Source organism: Corynebacterium sp. CCM 9204 (assembly GCF_041357695.1).
In the GTDB taxonomy this organism is placed as follows: Bacteria; Actinomycetota; Actinomycetes; order Mycobacteriales; family Mycobacteriaceae; genus Corynebacterium.
The window spans coordinates 747,170-760,795 of the sequence record NZ_JAUERX010000001.1; the positions used below are offsets into that span (position 1 = coordinate 747,170).

At 59.8% G+C, this 13,626-nt stretch carries 13 protein-coding genes; 12 read left to right on the forward strand and 1 reads right to left on the reverse strand.

Annotated features, from left to right (window positions below; translation table 11 throughout):
- The first annotated feature begins 90 nt into the window (after positions 1-90).
- From alaS to nusB, 12 genes are all read left to right on the forward strand, one after another.
- On the forward strand, positions 91-2,760 hold the full coding sequence (gene alaS / locus QWU43_RS03320) for an alanine--tRNA ligase (protein ID WP_370917105.1): 2,670 nt from the start codon (positions 91-93) through the stop codon (positions 2,758-2,760).
- A 245-nt stretch (positions 2,761-3,005) separates the two neighbouring features.
- A complete protein-coding gene (gene ruvX, locus QWU43_RS03325) occupies positions 3,006-3,536 on the forward strand; it encodes a Holliday junction resolvase RuvX (protein ID WP_370917106.1) in 531 nt (176 codons plus the stop codon).
- Positions 3,537-4,727, forward strand: coding sequence for an endolytic transglycosylase MltG (mltG, locus tag QWU43_RS03330; RefSeq protein WP_370917107.1), 1,191 nt, complete (start codon positions 3,537-3,539; stop codon positions 4,725-4,727).
- 93 nt (positions 4,728-4,820) lie between these two features.
- Positions 4,821-5,669, forward strand: a complete 849-nt coding sequence (locus QWU43_RS03335) for a shikimate dehydrogenase (protein WP_370917108.1) — start codon at positions 4,821-4,823, stop codon at positions 5,667-5,669.
- 402 nt (positions 5,670-6,071) lie between these two features.
- Complete coding sequence (locus QWU43_RS03340) at positions 6,072-6,503, forward strand: prepilin peptidase (protein ID WP_370914092.1); 432 nt, start codon at positions 6,072-6,074, stop codon at positions 6,501-6,503.
- A gap of 60 nt (positions 6,504-6,563) precedes the next feature.
- The gene (gene aroC / locus QWU43_RS03345; RefSeq protein WP_370917109.1) at positions 6,564-7,775 is read left to right on the forward strand and encodes a chorismate synthase; all 1,212 of its coding nucleotides are present in this window, start codon (positions 6,564-6,566) and stop codon (positions 7,773-7,775) included.
- Positions 7,775-8,284: a shikimate kinase gene (locus QWU43_RS03350; protein ID WP_370914094.1), complete on the forward strand. Its 510-nt coding sequence runs from the start codon at positions 7,775-7,777 to the stop codon at positions 8,282-8,284. Before aroC ends, QWU43_RS03350 begins: the two co-directional genes overlap by 1 nt.
- A 64-nt stretch (positions 8,285-8,348) precedes the next feature.
- A complete protein-coding gene (gene aroB / locus QWU43_RS03355; protein WP_370914095.1) occupies positions 8,349-9,443 on the forward strand; it encodes a 3-dehydroquinate synthase in 1,095 nt (364 codons plus the stop codon).
- A gap of 10 nt (positions 9,444-9,453) precedes the next feature.
- Entirely contained in the window at positions 9,454-9,891 is a 438-nt protein-coding gene (gene aroQ / locus QWU43_RS03360) for a type II 3-dehydroquinate dehydratase (RefSeq protein WP_370914096.1), read from the forward strand.
- A 252-nt stretch (positions 9,892-10,143) separates the two neighbouring features.
- Complete coding sequence (locus tag QWU43_RS03365; RefSeq protein ID WP_370914097.1) at positions 10,144-11,250, forward strand: M24 family metallopeptidase; 1,107 nt, start codon at positions 10,144-10,146, stop codon at positions 11,248-11,250.
- Positions 11,251-11,332: 82 nt separating this feature from the next.
- Positions 11,333-11,896 carry an elongation factor P gene (gene efp, locus QWU43_RS03370; RefSeq protein ID WP_370914098.1) on the forward strand — a complete coding sequence of 188 codons (564 nt, stop codon included), beginning with the start codon at positions 11,333-11,335 and terminating at the stop codon, positions 11,894-11,896.
- 20 nt (positions 11,897-11,916) lie between these two features.
- On the forward strand, positions 11,917-12,534 hold the full coding sequence (nusB, locus tag QWU43_RS03375; protein WP_370914099.1) for a transcription antitermination factor NusB: 618 nt from the start codon (positions 11,917-11,919) through the stop codon (positions 12,532-12,534).
- Between the two features lie 183 nt (positions 12,535-12,717).
- Here the strand turns inward: nusB and QWU43_RS03380 are convergent, their stop codons facing one another.
- Positions 12,718-13,611 carry a hypothetical protein gene (locus tag QWU43_RS03380; protein ID WP_370917110.1) on the reverse strand — a complete coding sequence of 298 codons (894 nt, stop codon included), beginning with the start codon at positions 13,609-13,611 and terminating at the stop codon, positions 12,718-12,720.
- Positions 13,612-13,626 lie beyond the last annotated feature (15 nt).

Sequence of the window (13,626 nt, forward strand, 5' to 3'; positions counted from 1 at the left end):
GCAGGAGCGGGGTGGAGCAGGAGACGGTCACTGAAGCGGGTAAGGTTGTCCGAGACCAACCCCTAACCCGACAGCGAGGATTCTAGAACCGTGCAGACCCACGAGATCCGGGAGCGCTTCATCGCGCATTTCGTCAAAGCTGGACATGTCGAGGTGCCCAGTGCCCCGCTGATCCTGGATGACCCCAACCTCCTGTTCGTCAATGCCGGAATGGTGCCGTTCAAGCCCTACTTCCTAGGGCAGCAGAATCCGCCTTTCCCCTCCGGTACCGCGACCTCCATCCAGAAGTGTGTCCGTACGCTGGACATCGAGGAAGTCGGTATCACCACCCGGCACAACACCTTCTTCCAGATGGCGGGCAATTTCTCCTTCGGCCAGTACTTTAAGGAAGGCGCGATCTCCCACGCGTGGAATCTGCTTACCGGTTCGGTCGAGGACGGCGGCTTCGGGATGGATCCCGAACGCCTGTGGGTCACCGTCTACCTTGACGACGACGAGGCGGCGGACATCTGGGAGAAGAAGGTCGGTCTGCCGAAGGAGCGTATCCAGCGGCTCGGCATGGCGGACAACTACTGGTCCATGGGAATACCCGGCCCCTGTGGCCCCTGCTCGGAGATCTACTACGACCGCGGGCCGGAGTACGGCGCTGACGGCGGCCCGGAAGCCGACGACAACCGCTACATGGAGATCTGGAACCTCGTCTTCATGCAGAATGAGCGCGGCGAGGGCATCGGCAAGGACAACTTCGAGATCCTCGGCCCGCTGCCTAAGAAGAACATCGACACTGGCCTCGGCATCGAACGCGTCGCCTGCCTGCTGCAGGGCGTCGAGAATGTCTACGAGACCGACCTCCTGCGGCCCGTGATCGACGTCGCCGAGCAGCTCACCGGCGCGACCTACGGTAAGAAGCACCCCGATGACATCCGGTTTCGGGTCATCGCCGATCACTCCCGGACCGCTATGATGCTGATCCTCGACGGCGTCACCCCGGGCAATGAGGGACGCGGCTACATCCTGCGCCGGCTGCTGCGCCGGATCATCCGGTCCGCGCGGCTGCTCGGTGCCACGGGTGAGACGATGGAACGCTTCATCGCCACCATCATGGACACGATGACCCCGTCGTACCCCGAGATCGCGGAGTCCCGGGGCCGGATCCTCGACACCGCAGTGACCGAGGAGAAGTCATTCCTCCGTACCCTGGAGTCGGGAACGCGGTTGTTTGAACAGACCGCTGAGGGGGTTCGTGCCTCGGGAGCGAAGACCCTCGGAGGGGAACAGGCCTTCGCACTCCATGACACCTACGGTTTCCCGATCGACCTCACCATGGAGATGGCTGCCGAGGCGGGACTTGATGTGGATCGTGCCGGATTCGAGAAGCTCATGGCTGAACAGCGTGACCGGGCCAAGGCAGACAGTCGAGCGAAGAAGCACGGTCACGCAGATCTTTCTGTGTACCGGGAGTTCGTGGACGAACATCCCACTGTGTTCGTCGGATACGACAATCTCGAAGCGGAGAGCAAGGTTCTTGGACTGCTGCGGGACGGGAAAACCGTTACGCATGCTGAACAGGGAGACGATGTCGAGGTGATCCTTGATGTCACCCCGATGTACGCGGAAGCCGGTGGACAGTTGGGGGACCGAGGGGAAATAGTCCTGGGAGACACCCGACTACGGGTCAACGACGTACAGAAGATCGGCAAGAAACTCTGGATCCACAAAGCCACCGTAGAGGGCGGTGAGATCTGTGTCGGCGAGCGGGCGCTCGCCTCAGTTGACCACGCTTGGCGGCACGCGGCCAGGCAGGCACACTCCGGAACCCACCTCATCCATGCGGCGCTGCGGCAGGTCGTCGGTCCGAACGCGGTGCAGGCGGGATCGATGAACAAGCCGGGTTACCTCCGTTTTGACTTCAATTCCGCCCGGCCACTTACGCCTGAACAGCTCACCGAGATCGAAAACATCACCAACCAGGCCGTTGATAGCGACTGGGCAGTCAATACTTTCGAGACGACCTTGGACGAGGCGAAAGCAATGGGAGCGCTTGCCCTGTTCGGTGAGAACTACGGAAACGTAGTCCGCGTCGTCGAGATTGGTGGTCCTTTCTCGATGGAGCTCTGCGGTGGAACCCACGTAACGCATTCTTCGCAGATTGGTCCTGTTTCGGTGCTCGGTGAGGCGTCGGTCGGATCCGGTGTACGACGTATTGAGGCGTACTCCGGATTGGATTCATTCCGCTACCTGGCCAGGGAACGTGTTCTCGTGGAGGGGATCGCCAGCTCCCTCAAGTCTCCCAGTGAGGAACTACCCCAGCGGATCGCTCACCTGACTGAGAAACTTAAGGCAGCGGAAAAAGAGATCGCTGCATTGCACCGAAAGCAGCTCGCGGCGGCCACTGGTGAATATCTGCGTCAGGTCCGTGAGATCGGGGACTTCAAGTTACTCACGGTACGGTTGCCCGAGGGAACCCCGGGCGGTGATCTGCGGACCGTCGCCACCGATTTGAGGAACCGGATCGGAACGGCTCCGGCGGTCATCGTGCTCGCCACTTCAGATCAACGGGGGAAGGTTCCGTTCCTCATCGCCGCGACGGACGCGGCGGTGGAGCGTGGTGTCCGTTCCGGCGATCTCATCAAGGTGTTCGGAGGTCCAGTCGCCGGACGTGGCGGTGGCAAACCGGATATGGCTCAGGGTTCAGGCTCGGAAGCAAGCGGGATCGATGCAGGATTCACCGCCGTGGAGACCGAACTCCGGGGTAGGTGAACGGGGTCCGTGTGCGGTGTGTCGGGACCAGCGGTGGGCGTCACTGTTTCGGACACGCCGCATCAATCGGTGCATGGTGTGACGTGAACCTATAGATTTGTGTGGTACCTTTCCCTGCTGTCGTCATGCGCCGTCTGTTACGGTCGTGGCGTGGTGGGGGATGCACGGTATCCCCACCGACAACGCCGGAGTTTCTCTCTGTGCCGCCTGCGTCAGTGACCGACATGAAGGATGAATCCGAGAGTATGTCCATACAGCCAGACAAACCCGGACGTAACGATCCCGGCCGGGGGCGCCGTCTAGGAATTGACGTCGGGACGGTTCGGATCGGTGTTGCCGTCTCCGACTCGAATAGTGTTTTGGCCACTCCCGTGGAGACGATTCCCCGGGTTACCGGACTTCGTGACCGGGACGGATCCGATATTGACAGAATCCTCGAACTCATCCGTGAATACGGAGTTGTCGAGGTGATCGTGGGTTTGCCCCGGGATCTCCGTGGAAACGGATCGGCGTCCGTGACCCATGCTAGGGAACTCGCTTTTCGGATTAATCGCCGGTTGACCGGATGGGATGATCAAGGTAGAGCCATTCCCGTTCGTATGGCTGACGAACGCCTCACTTCGGTTCTGGCAACCCGTGCACTGCACATGTCGGGACGAAATACAAAGAGTGGGCGCAGCGTAATCGATCAGGCTGCAGCCGTAGAAATTCTCCAGTCCTGGCTCGATGCCCGGATAAATGCACTGGCAGCCACCTATGACGAGGACGGTTCATAAATGACGAGAGCACGTTCCCGACGTACCGTGAATGGTCGTCGGATGGAGACCAAATATGTGCGCCGCAGGCAGTACGGCATGGCGATCATCATCGCCAGTGTCCTCGTCATCATCGGGACGATGGTTTACATAGTGAGCTCCCGGAGTGGTTCGAATGTACCGGAGGACTTCACCGGCACCGGCAATGAGATCGTCCAACTCGTCCAGATCGAGGAGGGATCGTCCGTGTCCGCACTCGGTCCGGAGCTCGTGAAGAGAGGGATCGTCAAATCGAACGGTGCGTTCCAAGCTGCGGCCGGGGCGAACCCGGATGCGGCCCGGGTCCAGCCGGGGTTCTACCGGCTCCAGGGGGAGATGAGCGCGAAGTCCGCGGTCGCGGCTCTCGTGGATCCCGCGAACAAGGTGGAGATGCTGGAGATCCCGGGTGGTGCGACACTGATGGATGTTCGTGTCATCGGAGGTGCCACGCGTCCCGGAATCTACACCAAAATATCTGCAGTGACCTGTACAGAGGGATCCCCGAACTGTGTCACCACGAAGGAACTCGAGCGTGTTGCGGCAACCAGTGATCCCGCTGAGCTTGGAGTTCCCGGGTGGGCACTCGATCAGGTTCGGGCCCGGGCAGGTGACCCGAAGCGTCTGGAGGGGTTGATCACACCGGGTAGTTATGTGATCAATCCGGCTAAAGACGCGGTGGGAATCCTGACGGAACTCGTGAGTGCTGGAGCTGAAGGGTACAACTCCACTGGGATCGTGGAGCGGGCGGCCGCGATGGATCTCTCCCCCTATGAACTGCTCACCGCGGCGTCACTGGTGGAAAGGGAGGCACCTGCCGGTGATTTCGACAAAGTTGCCCGCGTCATCCTCAACCGACTTGCAGCGCCGATGCGGCTGGAGTTCGATTCCACCGTGAACTACGACCTGAGTGAGGTTGAGGTTGCCACGACCGATGAAGATCGCGCCCGCAAAACTCCGTGGAATACCTATGCGATGGATGGTCTCCCACAGACTCCGATTGCCGCGCCTTCGATTCAGGCCATCGAGGCGATGGAGAACCCCGCGGAAGGTAACTGGCTCTTCTTCGTCACTGTCGACACCGACGGGAGAACCGTATTTAACGATACCTTCGAGGAGCACCTGCGAGACATACAGCAGTCGGTCGACAATGGTGTCCTGGACTCCAACCGATAGGCCGGTGAGGGGCGGCACCCACAGGTTCTGTTCAGGATGGATGCGCGTCGGTGTGTAACAGGTTTCTTCTGAGTTTTTCTGAAAGGCGTTCTCATGAGCATCGTCATCCGGCACAAGGTCGCAGTGCTCGGTCAACCGGTGGAACACAGTCTTTCCCCAGTGATCCACACAGCCGGCTACCGGGCCGCGGAACTGCATGACTGGGCCTACAATCGAATCGACTGCAGTGCCGAGGACCTCCCGGGTCTGGTGGCAACAGCCGGGCACGAGTACGTCGGATTCTCCGTAACGATGCCCGGTAAATTCGCCGCACTGTCGTTCGCGGACGAGGCGACCTCACGCGCCACCGCGATTGGCTCGGCGAATACACTGGTTCGAACCCGTAATGGCTGGAGAGCGGACAACACGGACTGTGAAGGAGTGCTCGCAGCCCTGGACGCGCTCGGGATCATCCGGGTGGAGGGTAGCTCCCGGGCAGTCCTCGTTGGTGCGGGAGGCACTGCACGCCCGGCTCTGTGGGCTCTCGGTCAGGCGGGATTTCGTGAAGTGACGCTGATCAACAGGTCTGATCGAAGTGCTGAATTTACGAACCTCGCGTCGGACCTCGGAATCAATCTCCAGTGGTGTAGCTTCGATACCGAAGCGGTGCGGAAGGCGGCACGAGGAGCCACGGTTGTCATCTCCACTGTTCCGGCGAATGCCGCAGAAGGACTCGCAGGTAGCCTGGCTCAGGCTCCGATCGTCGATGTGATCTATGATCCCTGGCCGACTCCACTCGCCGTGGCTGCGCTGAACTCCGGTGTTCCGGTTGTCGGCGGTGACATCATGCTCCTCGGGCAAGCACTCAGCCAGTTCGAGCAGTTCACTGCGGTGCGTGCCCCTCGGGAAGCGATGCGGGAGGCGCTGGAACAAGCTTTGGCCGCGAAAGGAATGGGGGTATGACGGGCGTCGGGGCCAGCCCCGGTCATGGTCGGAAGACGATCCCTGTTTCCGGCATGTCCTCGTCGCGGTCCTGGTACCGGTCGGTTATTTCCCCGTGCTGTTCCTGTCCGGACTTGACCACGATTCCCGCCATTCGCTGAACTGAGCTATCTCACGACCGCGAGCGTCATCTTGTTGGCGAATGCGGTCAGCTACGCCCGTCGCCTGGATAGCGCAGATGAGAACCGGCCGCCGTGTTGGATCATGGCTGCTTTCGTCTGTTATCACGTCGCGGTATTGACACTGACGATATTCGACATCATCATGCGAGTTAGTGTGGCATTCTGATCATCTCGGGTGTCTCATCCACAATTTGACCTGATTGGGACAGGAATCGGTCATCGTGAGGCTAGATTTCGGTGGATGATCATGTTTTGTTCGGTACTTATTCTCTGTGGCTGGGCTTTTTGCCTCGGACAGAGTGACGTCCACCACCGGCGACTTCCTGACGGATTGACTCTGCCTCCCGCTGTGGCGGCTGTTCTGATCACCGGATGGATCGCACCCAATGAACTTCTGCCGGGTGTCAGTTGGTTCCTGGTCTACCTCTTTCTGGGTACCGCCACCGGCGGGGGAATCGGAGGCGGAGACATTAAACTGGCGCTTCCGCTCGGTGTGCTAACCACGGTGACCGCAGGTTTCGCTGGTATGTGTGTCGCCGTTGCACTCGCTGGTGGCCTCACCACCGGAATCCTTTTCATCACCCGAAAAGGCTCACTTCCACATGGCCCGGCGATGCTCGTCGCCACGTCGCTGGTGCTTCTCTTCGTCGGAGCGGGGGCCGTTATTCCTTGATATGAGATGCTTCAGGGACCCTGCTGTCCCATTGAAGTACCGGCATGGAACAATGAGCACATGCTTCGATGGACTACAGCAGGCGAATCTCATGGCCAGGCTCTCATAGCGATGGTTGAGCACATGCCATCGGGTGTTCCGCTGACGACCGATCAAATCTCCACCCAACTCGCGCGTCGGAGACTCGGTTACGGACGTGGTGCCCGGATGAAGTTTGAGGCCGACGAGGTGACTATGCTCACCGGGGTTCGGCACGGACGGACCATCGGTGGTCCGGTCGCCATCATGATTGGGAACACAGAATGGCCGAAATGGACGACGATCATGTCCGCAGATCCGGTGAACCTTGATGATGACGGAGTCGTTCAGGCAATGAATTCCGGACGGGGAGCCCGACTGACCCGCCCCCGCCCCGGGCACGCGGATTTCGCCGGGATGCTCAAGTATGATTTTGATGAGGCTCGCCCTGTCCTGGAACGGGCATCCGCGCGGGAGACCGCGGCACGAGTGGCGGCTGCGACACTCGCCCGTAGCTTCCTCCGTGAGGCCCTCGGCGTGGAGGTTCTCTCGCACGTTATCTCCATCGGTGCATCGACGGTGGTCGAGGATGCACCGGTCCCCGAGTTCAGTGATATCAATGCTATCGATGAATCCCCGGTAAGGGCGTTCAACGCCGTGGCTGAGGAGTCGATGATCGCGGAAATCGAGGCCGCCAAGAAATCCGGTGACACACTTGGAGGAGTCGTCGAGGTTGTCGTGCACGGGCTACCGATCGGTCTCGGGAGCCATATTTCAGGTGAAGACCGTTTGGATGCCCAGCTTGCCGCTGCAGTCATGGGTATCCAGGCCATCAAAGGAGTGGAGATCGGCGATGGTTTCGCCGAAGCACGTCGGCGCGGTACCGCCGCGCACGATGAGATGATCAGGACCCCCGATGGTGTCACCCGTACCACGAACCGGGCCGGTGGGCTCGAAGGTGGAATGACCAACGGACAGCCGTTGGTGGTCAGGGCTGCGATGAAACCGATCTCGACTGTTCCCCGAGCATTGAAGACAATCGACATGACGAGTGGTGAAGCAGCGAGCGCAATTCACCAACGTAGCGATGTCTGCGCCGTTCCAGCGGCAGGGGTCGTCGCGGAGGCCATGGTCGCCCTGGTTCTGGCGCGGGCGGTTCTCTCGAAGTTCGGAGGGGACAGCCTGAACGAGACATCCCGTAACATTGACAGCTATCTTCGTCGTGTCGCCGAGCGTCTGGAGTTCGATAACTGATGTCCAATCCCCGTGTTATTCTCGTCGGACCTCCTGGTGCCGGGAAATCCACCATCGGTCGTCGGCTGGCCAGTGCGCTGAACACCACGGTGGTTGATACCGACGAGATGATCGAAGAGGCGCAGGGTAAGCCGTGCGGAGATGTGTACGCCGCACTCGGTGAGGCTGCCTTTCGGGAACTGGAGGCACGAATCGTTGAATCCGCGCTCACACACAACGGAGTGGTCAGTCTCGGTGGCGGAGCCGTCGTACACCGTTCCACGCGGGAACTGTTGAGTCGGCACGAGGTCATCTGGCTCGATGTTTCGCCTGAAGAAGGTGTACGTCGTACGGAAGGCAGTAACCGTCCGGTCCTAGACGGTGCGGACGCCGTTGCCCGTTACACCGAACTGCTCGAGAACCGACGGGAATTCTACCGCGAGGTGGCGAGTTTCCGCGCAAGGACTGATGAACGGACGCCTCAACAGGTGGTCGCGGACGTTCTTGGCTATCTGGACTCCGAGGCATAGTCCGCCCTGGCTGCCGTCCGGAACCGTGTTACAGGACTATCCACCGAACCCGAAAGGCTTCACCGTGAGTACACCCGGTAATTTTGAATCAACGATCGCCGTCAACGGTCCTGCACCGTACACCGTCAGGATCGGACACCGCCTGGATGCGTCGATCGCCAGCTTTGTTTCGGCGTTACCCGGGGTGCGCAAGGTCGCGGTTCTCCATCAAGATGCATTGCGGGGAATCGCAGATGGCTTGGAGCGGGAGTTGGTACTCACGGGGCTGGAGGTCATCCGGCACGTGATCCCCGATGCGGAAGCCGGAAAAACACTTGATAGCGCCGGTGACTGTTGGGATGCTCTCGGCCGCGGCGGAATCGGACGTCGGGACGTGGTGATCGGGCTTGGTGGGGGAGCTGCAACAGATCTCGCCGGTTTCATCGCCGCCACATGGATGCGTGGAATCGCCGTCATTCAGGTTCCGACCACACTACTCGCGATGGTCGATGCCGCTGTAGGGGGAAAGACCGGGATCAATACCTCAACAGGTAAGAATCTGGTGGGTTGCTTCCATGAGCCTGCGGCCGTCTTCATTGATTTGGAACGCCTGTCCACCCTTCCGGAAGATGAGATAGTCGCGGGGAGCGCCGAGATCATCAAGACCGGGTTCATCGCGGATCCGGCGATCCTCGCTCTCTACGAAGCCGACCCGGGCGCGTGTCTGCTCCCGGAAGGGTATTTGCCTGAGCTGATTGCCCGATCCGTTGCGGTCAAGGCACGTGTCGTGTCCGAGGATCTGCAGGAGTCCGGACTCCGGGAGATCCTCAATTACGGCCATACTTTTGGACATGCCGTTGAACTCCGGGAGAACTTCGTCTGGCGCCACGGACGTGCTGTGGCGGTGGGCATGATGTTTGTCGCCGAGCTTTCTGCGCGGGAGGGACACATGGATGATGCCCTCGTCGAGAAGCACCGTCGGATTCTCAATTCCGTCGGACTACCGACCACATACACCGCTGGCTGTTTTGATGAACTTTACGCGGGGATGACTCGTGACAAGAAGAACCGCGACGGGAAGATCCGTTTTGTGGCCTTGACAGGGGTTGGGCGAACAACGCGGATCGAGGGGCCGTCGATTGACTCCCTCCGTGCCGCCTACGACGCGATCATCGAATAGTATCGATGCCATGCGCACCATTGACGTGTACAACGGTCCAAACCTTGACCGACTCGGAAAACGCCAGCCGGAGATCTACGGTTCGACTACGCTCGCGGACGTCGAACAGGAACTCACGGCACTCGCGGAGAGTCTGGGCGTTTCTGTGCGCTGCCGTCAGTCGAACTGGGAGGGCCAGCTCATCGACTGGATCCATGAATCTGCAGAAGCTGGCCGCGCGGTCATAATCAACCCTGGAGGATTGACTCATACCTCTGTGGCGCTCCGCGATGCTCTCGCTGAAATTGCAGATGGGGCAGGTTTCATCGAGGTTCATATCTCAAACGTGCATGCCCGGGAGTCGTTCCGGCACCATTCCTATCTCTCACCGATTGCGCGCGGGGTCATTGCCGGTCTAGGAACTGACGGATATGGTTTTGCTCTGCGCAAATTAGCTGCCGTCGACTGACGGGGTGGTCCTTGGACCCGGTAGCTATACCGTCGTACACCCCGGTGAACTGTGCTTTACAGGAAGTAGAGACTGCGGGAATGCCCCATCACCACCCCTCCTTACGGGATTTCCGGTACCGCCGCAAACACTGGATGGTGTCGACGGGTTACCCTGAACAAAAAGAAATTCATGGTGGCGGGTTGCGCTCGGGTAATTACCCCGACGGCCCTCCGACCGATTCCGATTCCTTCTCGAAAGTACGGTGAGCTTGTGACTTTTTTCGCTGATACTCGTTTCTCCAACCGTCGACGCGCACTCGCGGCCACACTGGCCGGACAGCGGATAGATTCAATTCTGGTGACGCACCTCACGCACGTGCGTTATCTTTCAGGTTTTTCCGGTTCGAACGGAGCACTGCTGCTCTCCAAGGATCTATCTGCCAGAATTGCCACCGATGGTCGCTACATCACACAGATCGCCGAGGAAGTGCCGGACATTGACTGCCTCGTGTCGCGTGATGTCGCAGCGGAGCTGCTCCGCGAGATCGAAGGACCGCGTCGTGTCGGTTTTGAGGCTGCACATGTTACGGTCGCACAGTTTGACAAACTGGTAGAAGCGTGTGGCGAAGATGTGAAGCTCGTCCCCGTCACCGGACTCATCGAGGATCTCCGTCTGATCAAGGACCAGCTTGAGCTGGAACGGCTCACCGCTGTCGCGGACCTGGCGTCCACAGCACTGCAGCAGGTGCTCGACTCCGGTGAACTCGCCGTGGGGCGTACCGAACGCCAGGTGGCGGCGGATCTGGAATATCGGATGCGGATGCTTGGAGCGGAGCGGGTCAGCTTCGATACCATCGTCGCCTCTGGTCCAAACTCAGCGAAACCCCACCATGGCGCGGGGGATCGGGTGATTGAATCCGGAGATCTGGTGACCATAGATTTTGGTGCGCATGACAGGGGGTTCAACTCGGACTGTACCCGAACCTTCATCATGGATCACACCACGGACTTCACCGAGGGGATCTACCGTCTGGTCCAGCGTGCGCAGGCGGCTGGTGTGGAAGCTGCGACACCGGGTACTCCTCTCCGAGAGGTTGATGCAGCCTGCCGCAGCATCATCGAAGCCGCAGGGTACGGAGACTACTTCGTGCACTCGACTGGACACGGTATCGGGCTGGATGTTCACGAACCGCCATCTGCCGCTGTGACCGGTGCCGGGGAACTTCGTGAAGGGATGACGTTGACGATTGAGCCGGGCATCTACATCCCCGGTCAGGGTGGTGTCCGGATTGAGGACACACTCATCATCACAGCCGGTGCGCCGCAGGTGATCACCCAACTACCGAAGGACCTGCAGGTGATCCATGCGGAGGCGTAATGTAAGCTGATACGCCGTACCAGCGGGAGTCCGGATTATCCGGCCCGATCCCCGCATCGTGATATCCGAGGGAGAGCAACGCGTGGCAACCACCGCCGACTTCAAGAACGGTCTTGTGCTCAAGATCGACAACAAGCTGCAGCAGATCATTGAGTTCCAGCACGTCAAGCCGGGCAAAGGTCCGGCTTTCGTGCGGACGAAGCTCAAGGACGTCGTCTCGGGCAAGGTTGTGGATAAGACCTTCAACGCCGGGGTCAAGGTCGAGACTGCGACGGTTGACCGACGTGACATGACCTACCTCTACCATGACGGTACGTCCTACGTCCTGATGGATGCGAAGACTTTCGAGCAGTTGGAGGTCGGAGAACATCTCATGGGTGACGGCGCGAAGTTCCTCCTTGAGAACATGACGGTCCAGGTTTCTTTCCATGAGGGCGAGCCGCTTTTCGTGGAGCTGCCGATCTCCGTGGAACTGAAGGTTGAGCACACTGATCCGGGGCTTCAGGGAGACCGTTCGACCGGAGGCACGAAGCCGGCAACTCTCGAGAGCGGTGCGGAGATCCAGGTCCCGCTGTTCATTGAGACCGGTAACGTGCTCAAGGTGGACACCCGGAACGGTTCCTACCTCTCACGAGTGAACAACTAGGCGTCGGGACCACTTCGGCAGTGACTGACACAGGAAAACACCCCAATTCCAGACGGCGGACATCCCATAAGAGCCGCGGCGCCCGTTTCCGGGCACGGCGGCGTGCCGTCGATATTCTTTTCGAGGCGGAGGCGCGCGACGTGGATCCGATCGCGATCGTCGAGGATCGCGTGGAACTGTCGCGGCTTCCGCATCCTGACGTGGCGCCGATCGCCGATTACACCAGGCGTATCGTGGAAGGAACCGCGTACGAGCTGGATCGTGTTGATGCGACGATCGCCAGGTATCTCGTGGAAGATTGGACCTTTGGACGTCTACCTGCCGTCGAGCGTGCGATTCTGAGGGTCGCAGTTTGGGAGATGCTCTGCAATCCCGAGGTACCGCCGATCACCGCTATCGATGAAGCTGTGCGTCTCACGGGTGATTACTCCTCTGAGACTGCGCAGGCCTACGTCAATGCGGTACTCGATTCGATCGCGGGGAATCTTGACTCACTTCGGGTGAATGAACCGGAACCTGAGGCTCCGGATTTCCTCGATCCCGATCCTGAACTCGACCATCTGGTTGGGCATGTTTACTCTGCAGTGGAAGAGACCGTTGAATCTACGGATGGCCGTGCCGATAGCGGTGATGAGTAGATTCACTGACGCGTGTTGAATCACCGTAGGGCCCCTGAACCCCAGATTAAGTGGGTTCGGGGGTCGTTTGTGTTTATCCGGAATCGTGGGCGGTAATGAGGGGGTAGCCGAGTGAGCAGGATCGGGGTTATGGATGCTATCCAGATGACGAGACTTTGCATTCCATGAGAAGGCACTGACGGATCAGGGGAGTGGGCAGACCGAGGGGGCCCGGAGGCGGTCGGAAACGTGATGGAGTCCAGTCTGCATCCACCGGATTTTTCGGTCGAGTGTCTCGGAGAGAACTTCGGGGTCGAGTCGTCCCGGGCAGAAAACCAGTGCCGTTGCTTTGAGCACGACTTCCCCCTGTGAGGTGACGAAATCCATGACAGGTCCGGCCGCTGAGACCGTGAACTCGTTGCAGATGTGCAGTGTCATGGTCAGAAGATCGACGTCATCGCCCGGAAGGCCGGTCCGCCACCTGGCTTCTATCTTGTACCACGGGGAGTGATCGGCGGATTTCATCGTATATATGACCGGTCCACGGCGCGCGCTACCGTGTGTGATGCCGACGGCGATGTCATCGAGACCGGACAGCACCGCATGCAGTTCAGAGGGCGATATACCCGGAGCGGAGGCACCCGCCTCATCGTTCTGTGGAATGGCGTCGAATGCGGTCACTGCTGCTTCTTCTCCGTCGGGTAGGGAGCGTGCAGCGTATTCCATGAGCCTGCGCGTGCCATGGAGTGTGTGAAGCGTGAATGCGGACAGGATTCCCTCATCGATCCGGTCCGCGCACATTAGAGCGGCGGATGAGACGAGGACGATGTGTCCCGGTGCAATGTCGGTGTTGTAGCCTGCGGACGGTAGATCCCATCCTCGTGTATACCAGGCCTGGATCAGGTCGATGACAGGTGCGGAATTCTCCATCGCGGTCAGCTTCTTCCACATACCGGAGGCGATCAGGCTGTTTTTGTCGGACACCGTGAAGGTGAGGACCCATGCCTTGGTCTCCACGGTGATCATGCCGTCACCGTTTGTCGGGCTATGTCCGTCGGCGATAAGGGTTTTGGAAACGGTCGAGAGAATCGGATGCACGGTTATCTGGGGCCT